The following is a 24,828-nucleotide window of genomic DNA, read 5'->3' as shown; positions in this document are numbered from 1 at the left end:
CAGCCCCTCCTCGGCGCTCATTATTTCACTGAAGAAATGCAGCTACCCGACTCGCCGCAGCCGCCAAATGCTGCTCATGGGTAAACCCCGAAGCCTTCAACGGCTTCAAATCATGGTCCCCCGCCACCAGCCAGAACACCTCGATGCTCGCCGCCAACTCATAACCTTCGACCGCCTCACGATTGCCCAGCGCATCCCGCTCACCCTGCACGATCAATGTCGGCGTCTTCAACGAAGACAAATGTTCGACCCGAGGCTTCTCCGGTTTACCCACCGCATAAAACGGATAACCGAGGCACACCAGCGCATCCGCCTCCAGCTCATCCGCCAAAAGACTGGCCATCCGCCCGCCCATGGACTTGCCGCCAATGGCCAGACGCCCAGTGACATGGCGTCGCACCACGGCATAGACCTCACGCCAGCACTCGAGCAGTTTCGGTGCCGGATTCGGTGGGCGCTTGCCCCCGTCAACACGCCTTTGCGCCATGTATGGAAACTCGAAGCGCAGCACGTTGACGCCTTGAGCCGCCAAGCGCGCAGCCATGTCGTTCATCCAGCCGCTGTCCATCGGCGCACCGGCACCGTGGGCGAGGATCAACGTGGCCGATGCAGGTCCTGAGGCGGCATTCCACAACCATCCATGATCCTGCATACACCGCGCCCATTGATCCCCGTCAATACTGGCCTTGTGCTCTTTGTCCATGCTTGCCTCGCTTTTAGTCTGCCTATAACTCCAGGCGAAGGAAGCGCCTGCCTTGCGCGGCTTACTCGCAAAGACGGGCCTTCACTTCGGCTGAACCGTGGATGGGGAACCATGAACACTTCTATCAGTACCGCCTACAACTACAAGGTGGTCCGCCAATTCGCCATTATGACGGTGGTGTGGGGCATCGTCGGCATGGGGCTCGGGGTTTTTCTCGCGGCCCAATTGGTCTGGCCTGAACTCAACTTCGATTTGCCGTGGACCAGTTTCGGCCGCTTGCGCCCATTGCACACCAACGCGGTGATCTTCGCGTTCGGCGGTTGCGCCCTGTTCGCCAGTTCGTTGTACTCCGTACAAAGGACTTGCCAGACCCGCTTATATGCTCCCGCAGTTGCCGCGTTCTGCTTCTGGGGCTGGCAGCTTGTGATTCTCTTGGCGGCCATCAGCCTGCCGCTGGGTTACACCAGTTCCAAGGAATACGCCGAGCTGGAATGGCCGATCGACATCCTGATCACCATCGTCTGGGTCGCCTACGCCATCGTGTTTTTCGGCACGCTGGCCAAGCGCAAGACCAAGCACATCTACGTCGGAAACTGGTTCTTCGGTGCGTTCATCATCACCGTGGCGATTCTGCACATCGTCAACAACGTTGAGCTGCCGGTGAGTTTCACCAAGTCCTACTCGGTCTACGCCGGTGCCACCGATGCCATGGTCCAGTGGTGGTACGGCCACAACGCCGTGGGCTTTTTCCTCACTGCCGGTTTCCTCGGGATGATGTACTACTTCGTGCCGAAACAGGCCGAGCGTCCGGTGTACTCCTATCGCTTGTCGATCGTGCACTTCTGGGCGCTGATCACCCTGTACATCTGGGCCGGTCCGCACCACCTGCACTACACCGCGCTGCCGGACTGGGCGCAGTCGCTGGGCATGGTGATGTCGCTGATCCTGCTGGCACCAAGCTGGGGCGGGATGATCAACGGGATGATGACGCTCTCGGGCGCCTGGCATAAGTTGCGCAGCGACCCGATCCTGCGCTTCCTCGTCGTGTCCCTGGCGTTCTACGGCATGTCGACCTTTGAAGGGCCGATGATGGCCATCAAAACGGTCAACGCCCTCTCCCACTACACCGACTGGACCATTGGCCACGTTCACGCCGGCGCCCTCGGTTGGGTGGCGATGATTTCCATCGGCGCGCTGTACCACATGATCCCGAAAATCTTCGGTCGCCCCCAGATGCACAGCATCGGTCTGATCAATGCGCACTTCTGGCTCGCGACCATCGGCACCGTCCTGTACATCGCCTCGATGTGGGTCAACGGCATCGCCCAGGGCCTCATGTGGCGCGCAGTCAACGAAGACGGCACGCTGACCTACTCGTTCGTCGAAACCCTGGTGGCCAGCCACCCAGGCTTCGTCGTGCGACTGGTGGGCGGTGCGATCTTCCTCAGCGGCATGTTCCTGATGGCTTACAACACCTGGCGCACCGTGCGGGCCTCGCAGCCTGCCGAAGTTGCCGCTGCCGCGCAGATGGCCTGAGGAGTCCGCCATGAAACACGAAACAATCGAGAAAAACGTCGGCCTGCTGATGCTGCTGATGGTCCTGGCTGTGAGCATCGGCGGTCTGACCCAGATCGTCCCGCTGTTCTTCCAGGACGTGACCAATAAGCCGGTGGAAGGCATGAAGCCCTACACCGCCCTGCAACTGGAAGGCCGCGACATTTACATCCGCGAAGGCTGTGTCGGTTGCCACTCGCAGATGATCCGGCCGTTTCGTGCCGAGACCGAACGCTACGGGCACTACTCGGTGGCCGGGGAAAGCGTGTGGGATCACCCGTTCCTCTGGGGTTCGAAACGTACCGGGCCGGACCTTGCCCGGGTCGGCGCGCGTTACTCGGATGACTGGCACCGTGCGCACTTGTATAACCCGCGCAACGTGGTGCCGGAGTCAAAAATGCCTGGCTACCCATGGCTGGTCACGCAAGCAGTCGACAGCAGTCACACCGAAACCAAGATCCGCACCATGCGCACCCTCGGCGTGCCGTACAGCGATGATGACATAAGTGGCGCCGTCGCCAGCCTCAAGGGCAAGACCGAAATGGACGCACTCGTTTCTTACCTGCAAGTGCTCGGCACTGCCATCAAGAGCAAGAGGTGAGCCATGACCATACCCTTCGAAATAGTGACCACGATGAGCAGTGGAATGATCCGCGGTCTTGGCACAGTCGTGGTGTTCGTGGCCTTCGTCGGCCTGACGCTGTGGGTGTTCAACAGCAAGCGCAACCCGGAATTCGCCGAAGCGCGTTTGCTGCCGTTCGCCGATGAACCCCTGGCCGACGACGCCACCCAAGAACCTGAAACTAGGAGTACCCGGCCATGACCACCTTCTGGAGTACGTGGATCTGCGTACTGACCATCGGCAGCCTGATCGGCCTGACCTGGCTGCTGATCGGGACCCGCAAGGGCGAAACCAAGGGCAGCGTCGACCAGACCATGGGCCACAGCTTCGACGGCATCGAGGAGTACGACAATCCGCTGCCGCAGTGGTGGTTCATGCTGTTCGCCGGCACGCTGGTGTTTGCCGTGGGCTACCTGATTCTTTATCCAGGCCTGGGCAACTGGAAAGGCGTCCTGCCGGGTTACGAGGACGGCTGGACCGGTGTCCACGAATGGGAAAAGGAGATGAACAAGGCGGACGCCAGGTTCGGGCCGATCTTCGCCAAATTCGCCGCCATGCCCGTTGAAGAAGTGGCCAAGGACCCGCAAGCGCTGAAAATGGGCGGTCGCCTGTTCGCGTCCAACTGCTCGGTGTGCCACGGCTCGGATGCCAAGGGCGCTTTCGGCTTCCCGAACCTCGCCGACAGCACCTGGCGCTGGGGCGGTGATGCCGAGATGATCAAGACCACGATCATGGGCGGTCGCATGGCGGCAATGCCGGCCTGGGGTGAAATCCTCGGCGAGGCCGGCGTGAAGAACGTGGCCGCGTATGTGCGTCATGAACTGGCCGGCCTGCCATTGCCGGCTGGCGACACCGCCGATCTGCAAGCCGGACAGCAAGCGTTCAGCACCACCTGCGTAGCCTGTCATGGTGCGAACGGCCAGGGCACTGAGGCCATGGGCGCGCCGAACCTGACGCAACCGGCCGGATTCATCTACGGTACAAGCCTGGCGCAACTTCAGCAGACCATCCGACATGGCCGCCAGGGCCATATGCCGGCGCAGAACGAACTGCTCGGCAACGACAAGGTGCAACTGCTGGCCGCTTACGTTTACAGCTTGTCCCACGGTCTGAGCACCGAGCGCTTGCAAGCAGAAGGCAAACGCGAATAAATCTCGACCGCTCTATTGCCGCATTCTCCCGAATGCGGCAGTTCCCTGCCTCTTTGCGACCAAGTGTCGCACCCCTCCGTTGGTCCTCCTTTCGGTTCACCAGATTCGGGTCTAAGCTTGATTCGATGCGGACTGGCATGAGCCGGTTCCAGGTCGCCCTTGCCCGATGTGTTCGACGAATCTGCTCGATGACAGGCCGCAAAGGCTGGTAGATACCGGCTGTCGTGCCAATTGCCGTCGGTCACCCGATCGTTGTGTTTGAACACACCCCGTAACAACTGACCTGACCCCCTCACCCTTTTCGTTCGCTGCGACATTTTGTCCGAGGCCAATTTTGTCCTTACGCGGCGCATGGAAAGGCCGCAGAATCAGCTTTTGAAAGCATTGACCCAGGTCATGGCGCGTTGCAATGACCCCCCGCTTTCTACATACTTGCGGCCGATTTTTACTCCTAATAAAACACCCAAACCGTGGAACCTTAGAATGAGCACAGCAATCAGTCCGACTGCTTATAACTATAAGGTAGTCCGCCAGTTCGCCATCATGACGGTGGTCTGGGGGATCCTTGGCATGGGGCTCGGTGTCTTCATCGCCTCACAGCTTGTATGGCCGGAATTGAATCTCGGTCTGCCGTGGACGACTTTTGGACGCTTACGCCCGTTGCACACCAACCTGGTGATTTTCGCCTTCGGTGGTTGTGCACTGTTTGCCACTTCTTATTACGTCGTGCAGCGAACCTGCCAAACGCGACTGATTTCCGACAGCCTCGCCGCCTTCACCTTCTGGGGTTGGCAAGCGGTCATTGTCGGCGCGATTATTACCTTGCCGCTGGGTTACACCACCACCAAGGAATACGCGGAACTGGAATGGCCCCTGGCTATTCTGCTGGCCATCGTCTGGGTGTCCTACGGTCTGGTGTTCTTCGGCACCATCACCAAGCGCAATACCAAGCATATCTATGTGGGTAACTGGTTCTACGGTGCCTTCATCGTCGTGACGGCGATGCTGCACATCGTCAACCACGCGTCCCTGCCGGTCAGCTTCTTCAAGTCCTACTCGGCCTACGCCGGTGCGACTGACGCAATGATCCAGTGGTGGTACGGCCACAACGCGGTCGGTTTCTTCCTGACCACCGGCTTCCTGGGGATGATGTATTACTTCGTTCCGAAGCAGGCCGAGCGTCCGATCTACTCCTATCGCCTGTCGATCGTGCACTTCTGGGCGCTGATCACCCTGTACATCTGGGCCGGTCCGCACCACCTGCACTACACCGCGCTGCCGGACTGGGCTCAGTCCCTGGGCATGGCGATGTCGATCATCCTGCTGGCTCCGAGCTGGGGCGGCATGATCAACGGCATGATGACCCTGTCGGGCGCCTGGCATAAGCTGCGCACCGACCCGATCCTGCGCTTCCTGGTGGTGTCGCTGGCCTTCTACGGCATGTCGACCTTTGAAGGCCCGATGATGGCCATCAAGACCGTGAACTCGCTGTCGCACTACACCGACTGGACCATCGGCCACGTACACGCCGGTGCCTTGGGCTGGGTAGCGATGATCTCGATCGGCGCCATCTACCACATGATCCCGAAACTGTTCGGTCGCGCGCAGATGCACAGCATCGGCCTGATCAACACGCATTTCTGGCTCGCAACCATCGGTACCGTTCTGTACATCGCTTCGATGTGGGTCAACGGCATCACCCAAGGTCTGATGTGGCGTGCAATCAACGACGACGGCACCCTCACCTACTCGTTCGTCGAAGCCCTGCAAGCCAGCCACCCTGGTTTCATCGTTCGCGCCCTGGGCGGCGCGTTCTTTGCCAGCGGCATGCTGTTCATGGCCTACAACGTATGGCGGACTGTACGCGCCTCGAACCCGGCTGAAGCCGAAGCCGCCGCTCAGATCGCTGTAGTTGGAGCTCACTGATGAAGCATGAAGCAGTCGAGAAGAACATTGGCCTGCTGGCCTTCTTCATGGTTATCGCCGTCAGTATCGGCGGCCTGACCCAGATCGTTCCGCTGTTTTTCCAGGACGTCACCAACAAGCCGGTCGAAGGCATGAAGCCTCGCACCGCCCTTGAACTGGAAGGCCGCGACATTTACATCGCCAACGGTTGTGTCGGCTGCCACTCGCAGATGATCCGCCCGTTCCGTGCGGAAACCGAACGTTACGGCCACTATTCGGTTGCCGGTGAAAGCGTCTGGGACCACCCGTTCCTGTGGGGCTCCAAGCGTACCGGTCCGGACCTGGCCCGTGTCGGCGGTCGTTACTCCGATGACTGGCAGCGTGCGCATTTGTACAACCCGCGCAACGTGGTGCCCGAGTCGAAAATGCCGGCCTACCCGTTCCTCGTGGAAAACAAGCTCGACGGCAAAGACACCGCCAAGAAAATGGAAGTCTTGCGCACGCTCGGCGTCCCTTACACCGACGAAGACATCGCCGGTGCCAAGGATGCTGTGAAGGGCAAAACCGAAATGGACGCGCTGGTGGCCTATCTGCAAGGCCTGGGCACCATCATCAAAAGCAAACGGTGATTTAGATGGATATCGGGATGATTCGTGGCCTGGGCACCGTTGTTGTGATGGTGGCCTTCATCGGTCTGGCGTTGTGGGTGTTCAGCCCCAAGCGCAAGTCGGAGTTTGAAGACGCGACCTTGCTGCCTTTCGCGGATGATCCCGAAGCCATCAAGCACGTCGAGCAAGCTTCTAGGAGTAACAAAGAATGACTACGTTCTGGAGTCTGTACGTCACAGTCCTCAGTCTCGGCACCATCTTCGCCCTGACCTGGCTGCTGCTGTCCACCCGCAAGGGCCAGCGCGCCGAGCAGACAGAGGAAACGGTTGGCCACTCCTTCGACGGGATCGAGGAGTACGACAACCCACTGCCGAAATGGTGGTTCATGCTGTTCGTGGGCACCATCATCTTCGCCCTGGGCTATCTGGTGCTGTACCCGGGCCTGGGTAACTGGAAAGGCCTGTTGCCGGGTTACAACTACCTGGATAACGAGAAGCAGACCGCGTTCGCCAACGGCCAGACCGGCTGGACCGGCGTTCACGAGTGGGAAAAGGAAATGGCCAAGTCGGACGCCAAGTTCGGTCCGATCTTCGCCAAGTTCGCTTCGATGCCGATTGAAGAAGTCGCCAAGGACCCGCAAGCCCTGAAGATGGGTGGCCGCCTGTTCGCCTCCAACTGCTCGGTCTGCCACGGCTCCGACGCCAAGGGCGCTTATGGCTTCCCTAACCTGACCGACGCCGACTGGCGCTGGGGCGGTGAGGCAGAAACCATCAAGACCACCATCATGGGTGGCCGCCACGCGGTCATGCCGGCATGGGCTGACGTGATCGGCGAGCAAGGCGTTGCGGACGTTGCTTCGTTCGTACTGACCAACCTCGATGGCCGCAAGCTGCCGGAAGGCACCAAGGCCGATCCGGTTGCCGGCCAGAAGCTGTTTGCCGCCAACTGCGCCGTGTGCCACGGTCCGGAAGGCAAAGGTACCCCGGCCATGGGCGCACCGAACCTGACTCACCCGGCAGCGTTCATCTACGGTTCGAGCTTCGCTCAACTGCAGCAGACCATCCGTTACGGCCGTCAGGGCCAGATGCCTGCGCAAGAACTGCTGCAAGGGAACGACAAGGTTCACCTGCTGGCCGCTTACGTCTACAGCCTCTCTCACGGTGAGAAAGCGCCGACGGAAGACGCTCAGTAAGGCACACGCCTGACGCAACAAAGAAGGCCCCGTCAGTGATCTGGCGGGGCCTTTTTCATGGGCGACTGGCCCAGATCGATTTCACCGGTACCGTATCCAGCAGCTTGCGGCTCTGCCATTGATTGCCCTTCACCAGGTTGATGTGCAACTGCTTGCGATCCTCCGAGAAACTGGCAACCAGGTAGGTTTGCTGAGAAGTGGCACCGCTCAGGTACATCGGCACGCCGTTCACTTCATAGGCATCACCACCTTGATCATGGAGATGACCGGCGAAGATGGCAGTGACCTCATACTTCCTGATCATCTGATAAAAGCGCCGTGTTTGCTCACTGTCACCCATCATTTCCTGTGGCTTGTGCATGTTGATAATGATGGCGTAACCCTGAGTCCGAGCGACTCTCAAATCGTTTTCAAGCCAATCCAGGGTACTGGTGATGTCGAACGTCGTCGGGTTTAACGCATGAGAAATCCGGGTGGCATAGGTCGGCTCATTATTGAGTTGCACCATATGGACATCGCCTATGTTTTTGGAATAGGCGAGACTGCCGGAGTACAGCCGACTCAGAAAATTTCCGGTGACTTTCAAGTCAAAATCATCAACCTTGCCCTCATGGTGTTCTTTAAACTCCACGATACTGCCGGCCGCACAGTTATTGCTGAAGCAATCATCCACGTTATTCTCATAATCGTGGTTACCCAAGCCATACAAGAAATCGCCATTGAAGTATTTCTTCAACATCGAATTCATGTAAGAGCGCTGCCAGCCGTGACCGAAAGCGGTGATGTCACCATTGATCATCAGTGGTACATGGGATTGCGCATGGTTCTTACGGAAGTCGGCAATACTCGCCAACTGGGTCTCCACCAACCATTTCGAGCGTTTATTGAAATCCGCCTCGGACTCGGGCTCTCTGCGGTCGAGCTTGTCTGTCCACGGGTATTGCGTATCCGAAGCGAAGATCATGTGACGTGGAGCACCTTCTATTGAATAGGCCAAAGGCGCCATAGACAGCAGACAAACGCCCAGCACAAACCGCTTAACTTTCTTAGAAATCATAGAATTCCGTTTCCATTAGTATTAGATAAAGTGCGCAACCAGCAAGCCGCGCCGAATTAACTTATTGGAAACAGACCAAAACATCAAACAACCAAGTAACTTCAATTAAATAAATATATTTCTGTCGCACACCAACGAACAATCACCCCACCAAGTTAAACTTGGTTAGTTATGAGTTTTGCTGGCTTGATACTGCAAGGAGACAACTATGAAGTTACAGCCGCCATGGCGTGTATTCCAGCGGCAGACCTCCCGGACGGATGAGGTCCGCAGCTCGCCGTCACCTCGTCGGCCAAGCAGCGGCGAGGAATCGCCCCACCTCTGATTCTGCACCACGAAAAAACGTCCATAATCTACAAGTCAATTGATTCAAGTCACTACACCATCAATTGAATTTGCCCAACGCGACCAAAGGTCGCACCCTTGAGCTAGAGCGACAGGCGTATCATTGCGCCACTGCAACACCTCTTTTTGACCGCGGTCGGCACGTACTGACCGAGGCATTTTTCCACTGCCGTGGGATGCAATGATGAGCAATCAGATTCCGGTACACGACGTCACACCGCCCGCCAAAGACGCAAACAACAGCGTCGATCTTTATGCCTCTCGAGAAAAAATCTACACCCGCGCCTTCACCGGCCTGTTCCGCAACCTGCGGATGATGGGCGGTGCCGGGTTGTTTCTGCTGTATTTCGGCACGGTCTGGCTGAACTGGGGCGGGCATCAAGCCGTTTGGTGGAACCTGCCGGAGCGCAAATTCTTCATTTTCGGTGCGACCTTCTGGCCCCAGGATTTCATCCTGCTCTCCGGGATCTTGATCGTCAGCGCCTTCGGCCTGTTCTTCATTACCGTGTACGCCGGTCGAGTGTGGTGCGGTTATACCTGCCCGCAAAGCGTCTGGACGTGGATTTTCATGTGGTGCGAAAAGGTCACCGAAGGCGACCGCAACCAGCGCATCAAGCTCGACAAGGCGCCGATGAGCGCCAACAAATTCCTGCGCAAATTCAGCAAGCATTCGATGTGGCTGTTGATCGGCTTCGTCACCGGCATGACCTTCGTCGGTTACTTCTCGCCCATTCGCGAGCTGACCATCGATTTCTTCACCGGCGAAGCGGATGGCTGGTCGTATTTCTGGGTCGGCTTCTTCACCCTCGCCACCTACGGCAACGCCGGCTGGCTGCGTGAGCAAGTGTGCATTTACATGTGTCCGTATGCGCGCTTTCAGAGCGTGATGTTCGACAAGGACACGCTGATCGTTTCCTACGATCCGCGCCGTGGTGAAAGCCGTGGCCCGCGCAAGAAAGGTGTCGACTACAAGGCCCAGGGCCTGGGCGACTGCATCGATTGCACCATGTGTGTCCAGGTCTGCCCGACCGGCATCGACATTCGCGACGGTCTGCAAATTGAGTGCATCGGCTGCGCTGCGTGCATCGATGCCTGCGACAGCATCATGGACAAGATGGACTACCCGCGCGGGTTGATCAGCTACACCACCGAGCACAACCTGTCCGGGCAAAAAACCCATAAACTGCGCCCGCGCCTGATCGGCTATGCCGTGGTGTTGCTGGCCATGATGGGATTGCTGGCGGGCGCGTTCTTCATGCGGTCGCTGGTCGGTTTCGACGTCAGCAAGGACCGCGTGCTGTATCGCGAGAACGCCGAAGGCCGGATCGAGAACGTCTACAGCCTGAAGATCATGAACAAAGACCAGCGCGACCATACCTACGTACTTGAAGCCTCAGGCCTGCCGGACCTCAAACTGCAAGGCAAGCGCGAGATCAAAGTCGCCGCCGGGGAGATTTTCAGCCAGCCGGTCGAACTGTCGATCGCACCGGAAAAACTGCCATCGAGCACCAACGAGGTGAAATTCATCCTCAAGGATGCCGACGACGACAGCATCCACGTTGAAGCCAAGAGCCGATTCATCGGCCCACAAATTCGTTGAGAGAAGTGATCATGCCCGCAGCAAACGCCGCAAGCCCTTGGTACAAGCATCTTTGGCCATGGATCATCATCGCCATCCTGGCCTGTTCCGTGACGTTGACCCTGTCCATGGTGACGATCGCGGTGAACAACCCGGATAACCTGGTCAACGACAACTACTACGAGGCCGGCAAAGGCATCAACCGCTCCCTTGATCGTGAGCTGCTGGCCCAGACCCTGTTGCTGCGGGCCAGCGTTCACCTGGATGACGTGACCGGCGAAGTCGACCTGCGCCTGAGCGGCAACAGCCAACCTGAAACCCTTGAGCTGAACCTGATCTCACCGACCCAGCCGGAGAAGGATCGCAAGATCACCCTCGCCCGCAGCGAAACCGAACAGGGCCGCTACATCGGTCAATTGAGCGACAAGATTGAAGGCCGTCGCTTTGTCGAATTACTGGGCACTCAGGACGACCACATCTGGCGCATGTTCGAAGAAGAGCTGGTCAGCCATGACAAGGAACTGCTGCTGGGTGACGAGCCGCTGCAAGGCGCGGAAGACCTGAAGAAGTAAGTTCCAGTGAACACGGTCAACTGTGGCGAGGGAGCTTGCTCCCGCTGGATGCGAAGCGCCCCCTGAAACCAGCAAACCGATTCTTTCAGTCATAGCGCGTTCGCAGGTTTACGACTGCTGCGCAGCCGAGCGGGAGCAAGCTCCCTCGCCACAATGGTTTCCATGGCAGCACAGATGACCACGCCAACCCCCTGCTACCACTGCGCCCTGCCCGTCCCGGCCGGCAGCCGCTTCACCGCTGCGGTCCTCGGTGAAATCCGCGAGTTCTGCTGCCCGGGTTGCCAAGCCGTGGCGGAGGCAATCGTGGCCGGTGGTCTGGAAAGCTATTACCAGCACCGCAGCGAGTCATCGGCCAACCCCGAAGCCTTGCCGGTGCAGTTGGTGGACGAGTTGGCGCTCTACGACCGCGCCGACGTGCAAAAGCCTTTCGTGCGCCACGACGGCGAACTCGCCGAAACCACCCTGTTGATGGAAGGCATCAGCTGCGCCGCCTGCGGCTGGCTGATCGAGAAACACCTGCGCGCCTTGCCGGCGGTGGCCGAAGCGCGACTGAACCTGTCCAACCATCGCCTGCACGTGCGCTGGGCCGACGCGCAATTGCCGTTGAGCCAAGTGCTCAGCGAACTGCGCCACATCGGTTACGCCGCCCACCCGTACCAAGCCGACCGCGCCAGCGAACAACTGGCCAGCGAAAACCGCCTGGCCTTGCGCCAACTCGGCGTGGCCGGGCTGCTGTGGTTCCAGGCGATGATGGCGACCATGGCCACCTGGCCGGAATTCAACATCGACTTGAGCCCCGAGCTGCACACCATCCTGCGCTGGGTCGCACTGTTCCTCACCACGCCGATTGTGTTCTACAGCTGTGCGCCGTTCTTCAAAGGGGCGATGCGCGATTTGCGCACCCGCCATCTGACCATGGACGTGTCGGTGTCGCTGGCGATCGGCGGTGCCTACATCGCCGGCATCTGGACCTCGATCACCGGCGTCGGCGAGCTCTATTTCGATGCCGTAGGGATGTTCGCGCTATTCCTGCTGGCCGGGCGTTATCTGGAACGTCGCGCCCGGGAGCGCACCGCCGCCGCCACCGCACAGCTTGTCAACCTGTTGCCCGCTTCGTGCCTGCGTCTGAGTGCCGACGGCCAGAGCGAACGCATCCTGCTCAGCGAACTGCGTGTCGGCGATCAAGTGCTGGTGCACCCGGGTGCGATCCTGCCGGCCGACGGCAAGATCCTCGATGGCCAGTCGAGCATCGACGAATCGCTGCTGACCGGCGAATACCTGCCGCAACCGCGCACGCTGGGCGATGCAGTGACCGCTGGTACGCTGAACGTTGAAGGCGCGTTGACCGTGGAAGTCCTGGCGTTGGGCCAGGACACGCGACTGTCGGCCATCGTCCGCCTGCTGGATCGTGCCCAGGCCGAAAAGCCGCGACTGGCGGAAATCGCCGACCGCGCCGCACAATGGTTCCTGTTGCTGTCATTGATCGCGGCAGCGGCAATCGGCCTGTTGTGGTGGGAACTGGATTCGTCGCGAGCCTTCTGGATTGTCCTGGCGATGCTGGTTGCAACGTGCCCGTGCGCCTTGTCGCTGGCCACGCCCACCGCCCTCACCGCCGCCACCGGCACGTTGCACAAGCTTGGTCTTTTGTTGACCCGCGGCCATGTGCTGGAGGGTCTGAACCAGATCGACACGGTGATTTTCGACAAGACCGGCACGTTGACCGAGGGTCGCCTGGCGTTGCGCTCGATCCGTCCTCTCGGCGCGCTCGACAGCGATCAATGCCTGAGTCTCGCCGCAGCCCTGGAAAACCGCTCCGAACACCCGATTGCCCGCGCCTTTGGCCGGGCGCCGTTGGCGGCCGAAGAAGTCCTCAGTACGCCGGGGCTTGGCCTCGAAGGCCTGGTCGGCACGCAACGCCTGCGCATCGGCCAGCCGGGTTTTGTCTGCGAACTCAGTGGCGCGGCCGAACCGGTCATGCCCGATGAAGCGGGGCAATGGCTGCTGCTCGGCGACGACCAAGGGCCGCTGGCGTGGTTTGTCCTCGATGATCGTTTGCGTGCCGATGCACCGGCGCTATTGGAAGCCTGCAAGGCCCGTGGCTGGCGCACCTTGCTGCTGTCGGGCGATACCTCACCGATGGTCGCCAGCGTGGCAGCCGAACTGGGCATCGACGAAGCCCGGGGCGGTTTGCGCCCGGATGACAAATTGCAGGTCCTGCACCAGCTGCACAAGGAAGGCCGCAAGGTGTTGATGCTCGGTGACGGCGTCAATGACGTGCCAGTGCTGGCCGCTGCCGATATCAGCGTGGCGATGGGTTCGGCCACCGATCTGGCGAAAACCAGCGCCGATGCGGTGTTGCTGTCGAACCGTCTCGATGCGCTGGTGCAAGCCTTCAGCCTCGCGCGGCGCACCCGTCGGGTAATCATCGAGAACCTGCTCTGGGCCGGGCTGTACAATGGCCTCATGTTGCCGTTCGCCGCCCTCGGCTGGATCACGCCGGTCTGGGCTGCGGTCGGTATGTCCATCAGTTCGTTGACCGTGGTGCTGAACGCCCTGCGCCTGACTCGCCTGCCGAGCACGCCTGGCGCCCGCCCCACACCAGAAACCCGCCCGCTGCCGGCCTGAGCCGCGCGGGCATGGAGTCCAGATGCCAGCTCTCTACGTGATGATCCCGGCCGCGCTGCTGATCGTGGCCATCGCTATCTATATCTTCTTCTGGGCGGTCGACAGCGGTCAGTACGACGACCTCGACGGCCCGGCCCACAGCATTCTGTTCGACGACCAGGACCCGAACCACAAAGCCGCGGTCGACGAAGCCAGCGGCCATCCGGCCAAACCGGACGACAAGGCGCCTCCGCATGCTTGAGTTGGCGCCACTGCTGGTGTCTGCGGTGATTCTCGGCCTGCTCGGCGGTGGACATTGCCTGGGCATGTGCGGCGGCTTGATGGGAGCGCTGACCCTGGCGATTCCCAAGGAGCAGCGCAGCCGCCGTTTTCGCCTGTTGCTGGCGTACAACCTGGGGCGAATTCTCAGCTATACAACGGCCGGTCTTTTGATCGGCCTGGCGGGTTGGGCAGTGGCCAACAGCCCGGCCGCCATGTTCATGCGTGTGATCGCCGGATTGTTGCTGATCGCCATGGGCCTGTACCTCGCCGGATGGTGGAGCGGCCTGACCCGTATCGAAAGCCTCGGCCGCGGCCTGTGGCGGCATATCCAGCCGGTTGCCAACAAACTGCTGCCGGTGTCGAGCCTGCCCCGCGCGTTGCTGCTGGGCGCGCTGTGGGGCTGGTTGCCATGCGGGTTGGTTTACAGCACGTTGCTGTGGGCGGCGAGCCAGGGCAATGCGCTGGACAGTGCATTGCTGATGCTCGCGTTCGGACTCGGTACGTGGCCGGTGCTGCTGGCCACCGGGCTGGCGGCGGAGCGGGTCACGGCGTTGTTGCGCAAGCGTAGCGTGCGGATGACAGGCGGATTACTGGTGATCCTGTTCGGCATCTGGACCTTGCCGGGGCCGCATCAGCATTGGCTCATGGGGCATTAGATCGGTGGTGCCCCATCGCGGGCGAGCCCGCTCCCACAGGTTTTGTGAACACTGCAATCCCTGTGGAAGCGGGCTTGCCCGCGATGAGGCCCGAACGGGCAACACAAATCCTGACCGTTGATGCAAATCAAGATGCCCCCGCGTCGCACCCCATAGACTCGCTAACACTGCCAGCCTATCCGGGGGAATGCCCGCATGATGCTCGACGCCATTCGTTGGGACACCGATCTGATCCGCCGTTATGACTTGGCGGGTCCGCGCTATACCTCTTACCCGACCGCGGTGCAATTCGACGGACAGGTCGGCACGTTCGACCTGTTCCACGCCCTGCGCGACAGCCGTAAGGCCCTGCGCCCATTGTCGCTGTACGTGCATGTGCCGTTCTGCGCGAACATTTGCTACTACTGCGCCTGCAACAAAGTCATCACCAAGGACCGTGGCCGCGCCCTGCCCTATTTGCAGCGCCTTGAGCAGGAAATCCAGCTGATCGCCTGTCACCTCGACCCGGCGCAAAAAGTTGAACAACTGCACTTTGGCGGCGGCACCCCGACTTTTCTCAGCCACGACGAACTGCGCCAGTTGATGGCCCAGTTACGCAAGCACTTCAATCTGCTGGACGACGATTCCGGCGACTACGGCATTGAGATCGACCCGCGCGAAGCCGACTGGTCGACCATGGGCCTGCTCCGTGAACTGGGTTTCAACCGGGTCAGCATTGGCCTGCAAGACCTCGACCCGGCGGTGCAACGGGCGGTCAATCGCCTGCAAAGCCTGGAAGAAACCCGCGCCGTGATCGACGCCGCCCGGACCCTGCAATTTCGTTCGATCAACATTGACCTGATCTACGGCTTGCCGAAGCAGACCCCGGAAAACTTCGCCCGCACGGTCGACGAGGTCATTGCGCTGCAACCGGATCGGCTCTCGGTGTTCAACTATGCGCACCTGCCGGAACGCTTCATGCCGCAGCGGCGGATCAACAGCAACGAGTTGCCGACGCCGGCGCAGAAGCTGGAAATGCTGCAGCGCACCATCGAACAACTGACCGCTGCCGGTTACCGCTACATCGGCATGGACCACTTCGCCCTGCCCGACGATGAGCTGGCGATTGCCCAGGAAGAATCGACCCTGCAGCGTAACTTTCAGGGCTACACCACTCACGGTCATTGCGATCTGATCGGACTGGGGGTGTCGGCCATCAGCCAGATCGGCGACCTTTACTGCCAGAACAACAGCGATCTGAATCAGTATCAGAACACGCTGGCCTCCGCCCAACTGGCAACCAGCCGTGGCCTGCTGTGCAACGCCGATGATCGCGTGCGGCGGGCGGTGATTCAGCAGTTGATCTGCACGTTCAATCTGGAGTTCGCGGACATCGAACAGGCTTTCAACATCGATTTTCGCGGTTACTTCGGTGACCTGTGGCCGCAGCTACAGACCATGGCCGATGACGGTTTGATCAGCCTCGACAATGAGCGAATCAACGTATTGCCCGCCGGTCGCTTGCTGGTGCGATCGGTGTGCATGGTGTTCGATGCCTATTTGCAACAGCACAATCACCAGCGGTTTTCGCGAGTGATCTAGTTGCCGGGTAGCAAAATGCTGGCTTTACGACCCTGCGGCAAAATCGCCGCGTGCCTGAATGTCCTCCCGTGAGTTACCCTTACGGCTTATGTGTGTTTTCCCACAAGGATTGAAGAAATGTCCGAGCCAGTAAAGCTGCGCGCTCATAGCCAAGCCCATTGCAAGGATTGCAGCCTGGCCCCCCTCTGTTTGCCACTTTCTCTGAATCTGGAAGACATGGAAGCGCTGGACGAGATCGTCAAACGGGGTCGCCCGCTGAAAAAAGGCGAGTTCCTGTTCCGCCAAGGCGATACTTTCGATTCCGTTTATGCAGTACGCTCCGGCGCCCTCAAGACCTTCAGCCTGAGCGATGGCGGTGAAGAACAGCTCACCGGCTTCCACTTGCCGAGCGAACTGGTTGGCTTGTCGGGCATGGACACTGAAAAGCACCCGGTCTCGGCGCAAGCCCTGGAGACCACGTCGGTGTGCGAAATCCCCTTCGAACGCCTCGACGAACTGGCCCTGCAACTCCCACAACTGCGCCGTCAGTTGATGCGGGTGATGAGCCGCGAGATTCGTGACGATCAACAAATGATGTTGTTGCTGTCGAAAAAAACCGCCGACGAGCGCATCGCCACGTTCCTGGTCAACCTCTCGGCACGTTTCCGTGCCCGGGGCTTCTCGGCCAACCAGTTCCGCCTGAGCATGTCGCGCAACGAAATCGGCAACTACCTGGGCCTGGCGGTGGAAACCGTGTCCCGGGTGTTCACGCGCTTCCAGCAAAACGAACTGATCGCCGCCGAGGGCAAGGAAATCCACATCCTCGACCCGATCCAGCTCTGCGCACTGGCCGGTGGCTCGCTCGAAGGCTGATGGCAATGATTGCGGCTGAGCGAAACAGTTCAGCCGCCGTTATACTGCGACGTTTGCAGCCTGCCAGGACACCTCGACGATGCTCATCGAATCCTTCGACATCAAATCCCTGATCCGCCCCGTGATCGACTTCCCGAAGCCGGGCGTGATCTTTCGTGACATCACGCCTCTGTTCCAGTCGCCCAAGGCCCTGCGCCTGGTGATGGACAGCTTCGTCCACCGTTATGTCGAGGCGGACTTCACGCACATCGGCGCGATGGATGCGCGTGGTTTCCTGATCGGCTCGGTGCTGGCCTATCAGTTGAACAAGCCGCTGGTGCTGTTCCGCAAGCAAGGCAAACTGCCGGCCGACGTGTTGGCCGAGGGGTATGCGACCGAATACGGCGAAGCCTTTCTCGAAGTGCACGCCGACAGTTTGTGCGAAGGCGACTCGGTGGTGATGTTTGATGACTTGATCGCCACTGGCGGTACGCTGATTGCGGCGGCGAACCTGATTCGGCGCATGGGCGCGCGGGTTCATGAAGCGGCGGCAATTATTGATCTGCCGGAGCTGGGTGGTTCGCAGCGGCTGGAAGAGATGGGGATTCCTACGTTTTGCCTGACGCAGTTTTCGTTGAGCGAGAAGTAAGGCGGCGTTCTCACTGACGCCATCGCGGGCAAGCCTCGCTCCCACAGTGATCTACGCCGTACACAAGATTTGTGTCTGACGATAATCCTGTGGGAGCGGGCTTGCCCGCGATGGCGTCAGCCGCTACACCACAAGATTCAAAGCCCCATCTGCTTGCTAATGATCTCGTTCATCACTTCCCGCGTCCCGCCGCCGATCGACAGGATCCGGTTATCCCGATACAGCCGCTCCACCAGGCTCTCGCGCATGTAACCGAGGCCACCGAGGATCTGCACCGCATCCGTGGTAATCCGGTCTGCCGTGTCGGTCGCGAAGTTCTTGGCCATGGAAATCTCCTTGATCACGCTCTGCCCTGCCGCCATCTTCGCCGCCTGACGGTAAGTGAATTCCCGTGACACCTCCAAGGCCGTGGCCATTTCCGCGAGGCGGTGCTTGAGCACCTGGAACTTGCCAATGGGTTTGCCAAAGGCTTCGCGCTGACGCGCCCATTTCAGGCTTTCCTCAAGCGCCAGCTGCGCCGTCATGTTGGCCATCAACGCCAACGCCAGGCGTTCGCTCTGGAAGTTGCCCATGATGCAGGCGAAGCCCATGTTCTCGGCGCCAATCAGATTTCCCACCGGCACCCGGCAATCATCGAAGAACAATTCGGCCGTGTCCGACGCCCACCAGCCCATCTTCTTCAACTGACGGCCGACAGTGAAACCGGGTGTGCCTTTTTCGATCAGCAGCAGACTGATGCCACCGAAACCCGGCTCACCGGTGCGCACCGCCACGGTGTAGAAATCCGCGCGCACGCCACTGGTGATAAAGGTTTTACTGCCACTGACCCGGTAAAAGTCGCCGTCACGCAAAGCGCGAGTTTGCAGGTTGGCCACATCGGAGCCGCCGCTGGGCTCGGTGACGGCCAGCGCGCTGATCTTCTCGCCGGCCAGCACTTGCGGCACGACACGATCACGGATTTCGGGCCGGGCCCACTTGAGAATCGGTGGCAGCCCGATGTCCAGCGAACCGAGGCCGGCCACCAGGCCGCCAGAGCCACAACGCATCAGCTCTTCGCTGGCAGCGACCTTGGCGAACAGATCGCCTTCGTGACTGCCGCCCAGGGATTCGGGATAGCCGATCCCCAGGATTCCCGCCGCACCGGCCTTGAGATAAAGCTCGCGGGGGAAGCTTTCAGCTTCTTCCCACTGATCAATATCCGGAAGGATCTCACGCTCGACGAAACGTCTGACGCTGTCGCGGACCAATTGGTGGCTGGGATCGAAATATTCCTGAAAGGCAGGCATCGGCGAACTCCACTGAAGGTTCAGCGAAGTTAACCGAGCGCTTGCTTGGTTTTCAACAGGATTGTTGTGAATCAGATGGACCGAGGCGCCTGGATCGCCAGCAAGCCGGCTCCTACAGAGATATCACGCGCCCCTCTAGGAGCCGGCTTGCTGGCGATGGCGTCGGTTCAAACACTACAAGGCTATCGGCTTACGCCCGGCAAACGAATGCGCCAACGTCCCGCCATCCACCAGTTCCAGCTCGCCACCCAACGGCACACCGTGGGCGATACGCGAGGCAATCAAACCTTTGTTACTCAACAACTGCGCAATGTAATGCGCCGTCGCCTCACCTTCCACCGTCGGGTTGGTAGCCAGAATGACTTCAGTAAAGGTGCCCGCCTCTTCAATCCGCGCCAACAGCTGCGGAATGCCAATGGCCTCAGGTCCCAGGCCGTCGAGCGGCGAGAGATGGCCCTTGAGCACAAAATAGCGACCCCGGAACCCGGTCTGCTCCACGGCGTACACGTCCATCGGACCTTCCACCACGCAGAGCAAGGTGTCGTCACGGCGCGTATCGGCACATTGTGGGCACAGGTCGTCTTCGGTCAGCGTGCGGCACAACCGGCAATGGCCCACCCCTTCCATGGCCTGGCTCAGTGCCGACGCCAGTCGCGAACCACCGCTGCGATCACGCTCAAGCAGTTGCAGCGCCATGCGCTGGGCGGTTTTCTGACCGACACCCGGCAAAATTCGCAGGGCATCGATCAGTTGGCGAATCAAAGGGCTGAAGCTCATGGGGAAACGTCCGACAAATCAACGAGACGCGGTTTATACCCGCGCCTCTGTATAGCGTCAATTATTCAGTCCCGGGCGACCCGCACCACCAGTTTGCCGAAGTTGCGTCCTTCCAGCAGACCGATGAAGGCCTCAGGCGCATTCTCAAGGCCATCGACCACGTCTTCGCGGAACTTGACCTTGCCGTCACGCACCCACGGCGCCATGGCACTGACGAACTCCGGCTGACGATCACCGTAGTCGTCAAACACGATGAAGCCCTGGATGCGCACGCGCTTGGTCAGCAAGGTGCGTTGCAATTGCGGCAGGCGATCCGGGCCGGTCGGCGCTTCGTGGGCGTTGTAGGAAGCGATGAGGCCGCACAAAGGAATCCGCGCCTTGGCATTGAGCAGCGGCACCACCGCATCGAACACCTTGCCACCGACGTTCTCGTAGTAAATATCGATACCCTCGGGGCACGCCTGGGCCAGTTCATCGGCGAAGTTCGGGCTCTTGTGGTCTACGCAAGCGTCGAACCCCAATTCCTCCACCACGTAGCGGCATTTTTCCGCACCGCCCGCTACGCCCACCACGCGCAGGCCTTTGATCTTCGCCACCTGGCCGACCACCGAACCCACCGCGCCCGAGGCGGCCGCGACCACCAAGGTTTCGCCGGCCTTGGGCTGGCCGATGTCCATCAGGCCCATGTACGCGGTCATGCCCGGCATGCCCAGCACACCCAGGGCCATGGACGGGGACGGCAAACCGCTCGGCACCGGAATGATGTTGCGACCGTCGCTGATGCTGTGGCTCTGCCAGCCGGTGGCGCCCACCACCAGATCGCCTTCATGGAATTTCGGATTCAGCGAGCGCTCGACACGACTGACAGCGCCACCGGTCATCACCTCGCCGATTTCCACCGGCGCGGCGTAGGACGGTGCATCACTCATACGACCGCGCATATAGGGGTCCAGCGAGAGGTATTGAGTCTTGAGCAGGACCTGGCCGTCGGCAAGTTCCGGCAGTGCTTCCCGTTCCAGGCGAAAATTCTCCGGTGTCGGCGCGCCTAAGGGGCGCGACGCCAGGACGATACGTTGGTTGAGGGTCAATGCGTCTGGCATGTGAGCGTCTCCTGTGATCGATGAATTCGGCGGTATAGGGGAGCAGACCGTTGTGGTGGTGTGGCGTTCGATGTTTCTGCCTTTCATTGTGGCGAGGGAGCTTGCTCCCGCTGGGTCGCAAAGCGGCCCGCTCTTTAGCTGAAATGAAGGGGACCGCTGCGCAGTCCAGCGGGAGCAAGCTCCCTCGCCACAGGGATTAACCTGGCCTGACAAAAACAAAAATGCCAGGCGCACTGCCTGGCATTTTTTTGTAGCTCATCCGACGCGCTTTGGCGAATCAGAACGGCAGTTTCATACCCGGTGGCAGTTGCATGCCAGCGGTCATGTTGCCCATTTTGTCCTGGCTGTTGGCTTCGATCTTGCGCACGGCGTCGTTGACGGCGGCGGCGAACACGGCTTCCAGCATCTCTTTGTCGTCTTCGCTCAGGCCTTCAACCAGGCTCGGGTCGATGGTCACGCGCTTCACGTCGTGACGACCGGTCATCACCACGGTGACCATATCGCCACCGGCTTTACCGGTGACTTCAGCGTTGGCCAGTTCTTCCTGCATCTTGGCCATTTTTTCCTGCATCTGCTGTGCCTGCTTCATCAGGCCGGCCATGCCACCTTTCATCATGGGAATCACCTCAAAAGTACTTGGATTTAAACAGCGCCCGGCCCTTGGGGCCAAACGCCTTCAGTTATTAGCCCTGACTGACCAGGGCTTCGACAGGTTCAATAGTATCGTTGCGGACCACCGCACCGAACTGCTGCATCATTTGCTGGATGAACGGATCACCGTGGATCGACTCCTCGGCCTCGCGCTGACGGTTCGCACGACGACGGGAAGCGGCCTGGGCCGGGGTTTCCTGCTCCGGCTTGATCAGCTCCATGCTCAGGGTCAGCGTGCGCCCGTGAAACTGGTTCAACGCATCATTGAGACGCCGTTGCTGGGTCGCGTTGAACAAGGCGCTGTGGGCCGGGTCCAGGTGCATCAGCCAGTTGTCACCATCGACGGCGATCAGGGTGCAGTTGGCGGCAATGCTGCCGGTCATGCCCGAGATCGGCAGTTTCGGGAACAATTCCAGCCATTGCAGGGCCAGGCCGGTGGCGGGCATGGCGGCCGGCTCAGGCTCGGGTTCCGGCGCTGGCTCGGCAGCGTGTTCGCTGGCCAGCTCATCGAGGTAACTGTAGGCCGAATCCATGTCCGGCTCGATGTAGTCTTCGTCCAGCGGCGGCTCGTCATCCAGGTCCACGCCCGGTGTGGCAGCATCGACGTCGGCCACCGACGGTTCCGGGATCGGCGCAGCGGCCCACTCCGGCGCGTCCGGCACCACGCTGTCTGGCGTCGGCAACGGCATGGGCGGCAGATCAGGTTGTTCGCTGGCGGTTTCAAGCACCGGCTCGACGGCGGGTTGCTGGACGGGTTCCAGTTCGACCGGGTCATTCCACGGCAAATCGACCGCCGCCTCGACCGCGACCGGCTCAACCACAGGCTCGGCCATTACAACGGGTGCAACCGGTTCAGGCGCGGGAGCAGGCACCGCCTCAGCGACGGGCTCAAGCACCGACATAAGCGCAGGGACAACGGGGGCAACTGCCGTAGCGACTACCGGCGCGGCAGCCACTGAATTTGCGGAATCAACTGTGGCCTGGCTGATCCCCACTGGCTTTAGCGGTTGCCTCGGGGCGTCCGCGGTGTCCGCCGGTCGGAACGCGAGCATTCGCAGCAGGACCATTTCGAAGCCACCGCGCGGGTCTGGCGCCAGCGGCAAGTCGCGACGACCGATCAGGCCCATCTGGTAATAGAACTGCACGTCTTCGGCCGGCAAGGCCTGGGCCAGTGCCAGCACCCGATCGCGGTCGCCGTGACCGTTGTCGACGCCTTCAGGCAACGCCTGGGCAATGGCGACACGGTGCAGCACGTTGAGAATTTCGGAGAGCACGCCGCTCCAGTCCGGGCCTTGTTCCGCCAGATGGCGGACACCTTCGAGCAAGGCCTTGGCGTCGCCTTCGATCAGCGCATGCAGAACGTCATAGACCTGACCATGATCGAGCGTGCCCAGCATGGCCCGCACATCGGCAGCCATGACCTTGCCTTCACCGAAGGCGATGGCCTGGTCGGTCAGGCTCATGGCGTCACGCATCGAGCCGTCGGCGGCGCGGCCCAGCAGCCACAGTGCGTCGTCTTCGAACGGCACGTTCTCGACGCCCAGGACGTGGGTCAAATGCTCGACCACGCGCTCCGGGGTCATGTTCTTGAGGGAGAACTGCAGGCACCGCGACAGAATGGTTGCAGGAAGTTTCTGCGGGTCGGTCGTCGCCAGGATGAACTTGACGTAGGGCGGCGGCTCTTCAAGGGTTTTCAACAGCGCATTGAAGGAATGGCTGGAAAGCATGTGCACTTCGTCGATCAGGTAGACCTTGAAGCGCCCGCGGCTCGGCGCGTATTGCACGTTATCGAGCAGCTCGCGGGTGTCCTCGACCTTGGTCCGGCTCGCGGCGTCGATCTCGATCAGGTCGACAAAGCGGCCCTCATCGATTTCGCGGCACACCGAACACTCGCCGCACGGCGTCGAAGTGATACCTGTTTCACAGTTCAGGCATTTGGCGATGATCCGCGCGATAGTGGTCTTGCCGACCCCGCGCGTACCGGTGAACAGGTACGCGTGGTGCAGCCGCTGGCTGTCCAAGGCATTGATCAGAGCCTTGAGCACATGGGTCTGGCCGACCATTTCGCGGAACGAGCGCGGACGCCATTTACGTGCAAGAACCTGATAACTCATCGAAAACCGTCGCAACGAAGGAACAGAAGCGGCTAATGCTAGCGGAGCAAGGCCAAAATTGCATCCGGTGCGCTCGTCTAATCTGGCTAAGATGCACTTTGGGGGGCTTTTTATCGGCTCAGGTTTATGACGTACCGGAGCGTTTATGCGTTTTGCCTTGGGGGCGTTGCTGTGGATAAGTCTGAGCGTCGCCGCCGCCGAAGCGCCGCTGCGTTTTGTGGTGCCCGACAGTTGGGCGATGCCGATGGTGCAACTGGAGCGCGGGCGTGTAACCCAGGGGATCCTGTATGACGTGATGCTCAGCCTCGCGACCCAAGTCGGCGTGCCGGTCGAATTTCATGTGTTGCCCCGGGCGCGGGCGCAAGGCGCCATGGAACACGGCGAGGTCGATGTCCGCTGCTATGCCGCGCAGTCCTGGCTGCCGAATCAGTCCGGCGACTACATCTGGAGCATTCCGCTCTGGTTTCAGCGCGACATGCTGATCAGCCGGCAAGATCCGCTGCCTTCGGTAGTGCCTGCAAACCTGTCGCGACAAGCCATCGGCACCGTGCTCGGCTACTCCTACCCCACCTTGCAACCGCTGTTCGACGCCGACCGACTGCACCGCGAAGACGCGCGCAACCAGGAACAAGTGCTGGAAAAACTCCACGCCGGGCGCTATCGCTATGCCGTGAGCAATCAATGGACACTGGACTGGTTCAATCAGCGCCTGTTACCCGACAAGCAACTCAAAGGCGTGGCGGTGTTGCAGGAACAGAGCGTCGGTTGCTACGTGCGCAACGACCCCAAGGTGCCAGTGCAACGCATACTGCGCACGTTGCTGCGGATGAAAATGTCGGGGGAGATTGATGACATTATCCGGCTTTATATAGGTTCGGAGCCTGGCCCCCCCTAAAGCAAATCTTCTGATCAACACCGAGCCATGTGGGAGCGAGCTTGCTCGCGATAGCGATATGTCAGTCACCATCAATGTTGAATTGCAGACCGCTATCGCGAGCAAGCTCGCTCC

24 protein-coding genes are annotated in these 24,828 nt (G+C 60.3%); 17 read left to right on the top strand and 7 right to left on the bottom strand.

The window, feature by feature from the left end; genetic code table 11:
- Positions 1 to 25: 25 nt before the first annotated feature.
- Positions 26 to 703, bottom strand: coding sequence for an alpha/beta family hydrolase (locus ACA075_RS10445; RefSeq protein WP_497298380.1), 678 nt, complete (start codon positions 701 to 703; stop codon positions 26 to 28).
- Between the two features lie 111 nt (positions 704 to 814).
- On the opposite strand from ACA075_RS10445, the gene ccoN (ACA075_RS10440) reads away from it, so the two are divergent.
- The 8 genes from ccoN (ACA075_RS10440) (at position 815) to ccoP (ACA075_RS10405) (ending at position 7,735) form a co-directional block, all read left to right on the top strand.
- The gene (gene ccoN, locus ACA075_RS10440; RefSeq protein WP_497298379.1) at positions 815 to 2,239 is read left to right on the top strand and encodes a cytochrome-c oxidase, cbb3-type subunit I; all 1,425 of its coding nucleotides are present in this window, start codon (positions 815 to 817) and stop codon (positions 2,237 to 2,239) included.
- 10 nt (positions 2,240 to 2,249) lie between these two features.
- Complete coding sequence (gene ccoO, locus ACA075_RS10435; protein WP_010456405.1) at positions 2,250 to 2,858, top strand: cytochrome-c oxidase, cbb3-type subunit II; 609 nt, start codon at positions 2,250 to 2,252, stop codon at positions 2,856 to 2,858.
- A 21-nt stretch (positions 2,859 to 2,879) separates the two neighbouring features.
- Positions 2,880 to 3,080, top strand: a complete 201-nt coding sequence (locus ACA075_RS10430) for a cbb3-type cytochrome oxidase subunit 3 (protein WP_497299226.1) — start codon at positions 2,880 to 2,882, stop codon at positions 3,078 to 3,080.
- Positions 3,077 to 4,030, top strand: a complete 954-nt coding sequence (gene ccoP / locus ACA075_RS10425; protein ID WP_497298377.1) for a cytochrome-c oxidase, cbb3-type subunit III — start codon at positions 3,077 to 3,079, stop codon at positions 4,028 to 4,030. Before ACA075_RS10430 ends, ccoP (ACA075_RS10425) begins: the two co-directional genes overlap by 4 nt.
- Before the next feature lie 483 nt (positions 4,031 to 4,513).
- Positions 4,514 to 5,956 carry a cytochrome-c oxidase, cbb3-type subunit I gene (ccoN, locus tag ACA075_RS10420; protein ID WP_497298375.1) on the top strand — a complete coding sequence of 481 codons (1,443 nt, stop codon included), beginning with the start codon at positions 4,514 to 4,516 and terminating at the stop codon, positions 5,954 to 5,956.
- Positions 5,956 to 6,564, top strand: coding sequence for a cytochrome-c oxidase, cbb3-type subunit II (gene ccoO, locus ACA075_RS10415; protein WP_018925301.1), 609 nt, complete (start codon positions 5,956 to 5,958; stop codon positions 6,562 to 6,564). The genes ccoN (ACA075_RS10420) and ccoO (ACA075_RS10415) overlap by 1 nt, the downstream gene beginning before the upstream one ends.
- A 5-nt stretch (positions 6,565 to 6,569) precedes the next feature.
- On the top strand, positions 6,570 to 6,755 hold the full coding sequence (locus ACA075_RS10410) for a CcoQ/FixQ family Cbb3-type cytochrome c oxidase assembly chaperone (protein ID WP_003175465.1): 186 nt from the start codon (positions 6,570 to 6,572) through the stop codon (positions 6,753 to 6,755).
- A complete protein-coding gene (ccoP, locus tag ACA075_RS10405; RefSeq protein WP_497298374.1) occupies positions 6,752 to 7,735 on the top strand; it encodes a cytochrome-c oxidase, cbb3-type subunit III in 984 nt (327 codons plus the stop codon). Before ACA075_RS10410 ends, ccoP (ACA075_RS10405) begins: the two co-directional genes overlap by 4 nt.
- Positions 7,736 to 7,790: 55 nt before the next feature.
- Here ccoP (ACA075_RS10405) and ACA075_RS10400 read toward each other — a convergent pair whose 3' ends face one another.
- A complete protein-coding gene (locus tag ACA075_RS10400) occupies positions 7,791 to 8,792 on the bottom strand; it encodes a metallophosphoesterase family protein (RefSeq protein ID WP_497298373.1) in 1,002 nt (333 codons plus the stop codon).
- Positions 8,793 to 9,321: 529 nt separating this feature from the next.
- Between ACA075_RS10400 and ccoG the strand changes: the two genes are divergently transcribed.
- The 8 genes from ccoG to ACA075_RS10360 all read left to right on the top strand — a co-directional run bounded on the left by ccoG (position 9,322) and on the right by ACA075_RS10360 (position 17,891).
- On the top strand, positions 9,322 to 10,737 hold the full coding sequence (ccoG, locus tag ACA075_RS10395) for a cytochrome c oxidase accessory protein CcoG (RefSeq protein WP_497299225.1): 1,416 nt from the start codon (positions 9,322 to 9,324) through the stop codon (positions 10,735 to 10,737).
- Positions 10,738 to 10,748: 11 nt separating this feature from the next.
- Positions 10,749 to 11,288 carry a FixH family protein gene (locus ACA075_RS10390; protein ID WP_497298372.1) on the top strand — a complete coding sequence of 180 codons (540 nt, stop codon included), beginning with the start codon at positions 10,749 to 10,751 and terminating at the stop codon, positions 11,286 to 11,288.
- A 174-nt stretch (positions 11,289 to 11,462) separates the two neighbouring features.
- Complete coding sequence (locus ACA075_RS10385; protein WP_497298371.1) at positions 11,463 to 13,913, top strand: heavy metal translocating P-type ATPase; 2,451 nt, start codon at positions 11,463 to 11,465, stop codon at positions 13,911 to 13,913.
- Positions 13,914 to 13,935: 22 nt separating this feature from the next.
- Positions 13,936 to 14,154, top strand: a complete 219-nt coding sequence (gene ccoS, locus ACA075_RS10380; protein WP_007905420.1) for a cbb3-type cytochrome oxidase assembly protein CcoS — start codon at positions 13,936 to 13,938, stop codon at positions 14,152 to 14,154.
- Complete coding sequence (locus tag ACA075_RS10375) at positions 14,147 to 14,830, top strand: sulfite exporter TauE/SafE family protein (RefSeq protein ID WP_497298370.1); 684 nt, start codon at positions 14,147 to 14,149, stop codon at positions 14,828 to 14,830. Before ccoS ends, ACA075_RS10375 begins: the two co-directional genes overlap by 8 nt.
- A gap of 198 nt (positions 14,831 to 15,028) precedes the next feature.
- Positions 15,029 to 16,411 carry an oxygen-independent coproporphyrinogen III oxidase gene (hemN, locus tag ACA075_RS10370; RefSeq protein WP_219096463.1) on the top strand — a complete coding sequence of 461 codons (1,383 nt, stop codon included), beginning with the start codon at positions 15,029 to 15,031 and terminating at the stop codon, positions 16,409 to 16,411.
- Between the two features lie 117 nt (positions 16,412 to 16,528).
- Positions 16,529 to 17,263: a fumarate/nitrate reduction transcriptional regulator Fnr gene (gene fnr / locus ACA075_RS10365; protein ID WP_109628922.1), complete on the top strand. Its 735-nt coding sequence runs from the start codon at positions 16,529 to 16,531 to the stop codon at positions 17,261 to 17,263.
- A 79-nt stretch (positions 17,264 to 17,342) separates the two neighbouring features.
- Positions 17,343 to 17,891 (top strand): adenine phosphoribosyltransferase, encoded by a 549-nt coding sequence (locus ACA075_RS10360; RefSeq protein WP_497298368.1) that lies wholly within the window; start codon positions 17,343 to 17,345, stop codon positions 17,889 to 17,891.
- 137 nt (positions 17,892 to 18,028) lie between these two features.
- Here ACA075_RS10360 and ACA075_RS10355 read toward each other — a convergent pair whose 3' ends face one another.
- From ACA075_RS10355 to dnaX, 5 genes are all read right to left on the bottom strand, one after another.
- Positions 18,029 to 19,177, bottom strand: coding sequence for an acyl-CoA dehydrogenase family protein (locus ACA075_RS10355; protein ID WP_497298367.1), 1,149 nt, complete (start codon positions 19,175 to 19,177; stop codon positions 18,029 to 18,031).
- Positions 19,178 to 19,351: 174 nt separating this feature from the next.
- Positions 19,352 to 19,954: a recombination mediator RecR gene (recR, locus tag ACA075_RS10350; RefSeq protein ID WP_214381918.1), complete on the bottom strand. Its 603-nt coding sequence runs from the start codon at positions 19,952 to 19,954 to the stop codon at positions 19,352 to 19,354.
- A 65-nt stretch (positions 19,955 to 20,019) separates the two neighbouring features.
- Positions 20,020 to 21,054, bottom strand: coding sequence for an NADPH-dependent curcumin/dihydrocurcumin reductase (gene curA, locus ACA075_RS10345; RefSeq protein ID WP_497298366.1), 1,035 nt, complete (start codon positions 21,052 to 21,054; stop codon positions 20,020 to 20,022).
- 277 nt (positions 21,055 to 21,331) lie between these two features.
- Positions 21,332 to 21,670 carry a YbaB/EbfC family nucleoid-associated protein gene (locus ACA075_RS10340; protein WP_109628912.1) on the bottom strand — a complete coding sequence of 113 codons (339 nt, stop codon included), beginning with the start codon at positions 21,668 to 21,670 and terminating at the stop codon, positions 21,332 to 21,334.
- Positions 21,671 to 21,737: 67 nt separating this feature from the next.
- Positions 21,738 to 23,819 (bottom strand): DNA polymerase III subunit gamma/tau, encoded by a 2,082-nt coding sequence (dnaX, locus tag ACA075_RS10335; protein WP_497298365.1) that lies wholly within the window; start codon positions 23,817 to 23,819, stop codon positions 21,738 to 21,740.
- A 145-nt stretch (positions 23,820 to 23,964) separates the two neighbouring features.
- Here dnaX and ACA075_RS10330 point away from each other — a divergent pair, with 145 nt between their 5' ends.
- On the top strand, positions 23,965 to 24,714 hold the full coding sequence (locus ACA075_RS10330) for a substrate-binding periplasmic protein (RefSeq protein ID WP_497298364.1): 750 nt from the start codon (positions 23,965 to 23,967) through the stop codon (positions 24,712 to 24,714).
- Positions 24,715 to 24,828: the final 114 nt, after the last annotated feature.

The organism is Pseudomonas sp. LBUM1663 (assembly GCF_059695905.1).
The sequence above is the reverse complement of the archived record's forward strand: the minus strand, read 5'-3'. Positions and strand labels throughout refer to the sequence as shown.

Coding starts and splice junctions, on each gene's coding strand:
- ACA075_RS10445 (WP_497298380.1), bottom strand. CDS start 703: ATGGACAAAGAGCACAAGGCCAGTATTGACGGGGATCAATGGGCGCGG.
- ccoN (WP_497298379.1), top strand. CDS start 815: ATGAACACTTCTATCAGTACCGCCTACAACTACAAGGTGGTCCGCCAA.
- ccoO (WP_010456405.1), top strand. CDS start 2,250: ATGAAACACGAAACAATCGAGAAAAACGTCGGCCTGCTGATGCTGCTG.
- ccoP (WP_497298377.1), top strand. CDS start 3,077: ATGACCACCTTCTGGAGTACGTGGATCTGCGTACTGACCATCGGCAGC.
- ccoN (WP_497298375.1), top strand. CDS start 4,514: ATGAGCACAGCAATCAGTCCGACTGCTTATAACTATAAGGTAGTCCGC.
- ccoO (WP_018925301.1), top strand. CDS start 5,956: ATGAAGCATGAAGCAGTCGAGAAGAACATTGGCCTGCTGGCCTTCTTC.
- ACA075_RS10410 (WP_003175465.1), top strand. CDS start 6,570: ATGGATATCGGGATGATTCGTGGCCTGGGCACCGTTGTTGTGATGGTG.
- ccoP (WP_497298374.1), top strand. CDS start 6,752: ATGACTACGTTCTGGAGTCTGTACGTCACAGTCCTCAGTCTCGGCACC.
- ACA075_RS10400 (WP_497298373.1), bottom strand. CDS start 8,792: ATGATTTCTAAGAAAGTTAAGCGGTTTGTGCTGGGCGTTTGTCTGCTG.
- ccoG (WP_497299225.1), top strand. CDS start 9,322: ATGAGCAATCAGATTCCGGTACACGACGTCACACCGCCCGCCAAAGAC.
- ACA075_RS10390 (WP_497298372.1), top strand. CDS start 10,749: ATGCCCGCAGCAAACGCCGCAAGCCCTTGGTACAAGCATCTTTGGCCA.
- ACA075_RS10385 (WP_497298371.1), top strand. CDS start 11,463: ATGACCACGCCAACCCCCTGCTACCACTGCGCCCTGCCCGTCCCGGCC.
- ccoS (WP_007905420.1), top strand. CDS start 13,936: ATGCCAGCTCTCTACGTGATGATCCCGGCCGCGCTGCTGATCGTGGCC.
- ACA075_RS10375 (WP_497298370.1), top strand. CDS start 14,147: ATGCTTGAGTTGGCGCCACTGCTGGTGTCTGCGGTGATTCTCGGCCTG.
- hemN (WP_219096463.1), top strand. CDS start 15,029: ATGCTCGACGCCATTCGTTGGGACACCGATCTGATCCGCCGTTATGAC.
- fnr (WP_109628922.1), top strand. CDS start 16,529: ATGTCCGAGCCAGTAAAGCTGCGCGCTCATAGCCAAGCCCATTGCAAG.
- ACA075_RS10360 (WP_497298368.1), top strand. CDS start 17,343: ATGCTCATCGAATCCTTCGACATCAAATCCCTGATCCGCCCCGTGATC.
- ACA075_RS10355 (WP_497298367.1), bottom strand. CDS start 19,177: ATGCCTGCCTTTCAGGAATATTTCGATCCCAGCCACCAATTGGTCCGC.
- recR (WP_214381918.1), bottom strand. CDS start 19,954: ATGAGCTTCAGCCCTTTGATTCGCCAACTGATCGATGCCCTGCGAATT.
- curA (WP_497298366.1), bottom strand. CDS start 21,054: ATGCCAGACGCATTGACCCTCAACCAACGTATCGTCCTGGCGTCGCGC.
- ACA075_RS10340 (WP_109628912.1), bottom strand. CDS start 21,670: ATGATGAAAGGTGGCATGGCCGGCCTGATGAAGCAGGCACAGCAGATG.
- dnaX (WP_497298365.1), bottom strand. CDS start 23,819: ATGAGTTATCAGGTTCTTGCACGTAAATGGCGTCCGCGCTCGTTCCGC.
- ACA075_RS10330 (WP_497298364.1), top strand. CDS start 23,965: ATGCGTTTTGCCTTGGGGGCGTTGCTGTGGATAAGTCTGAGCGTCGCC.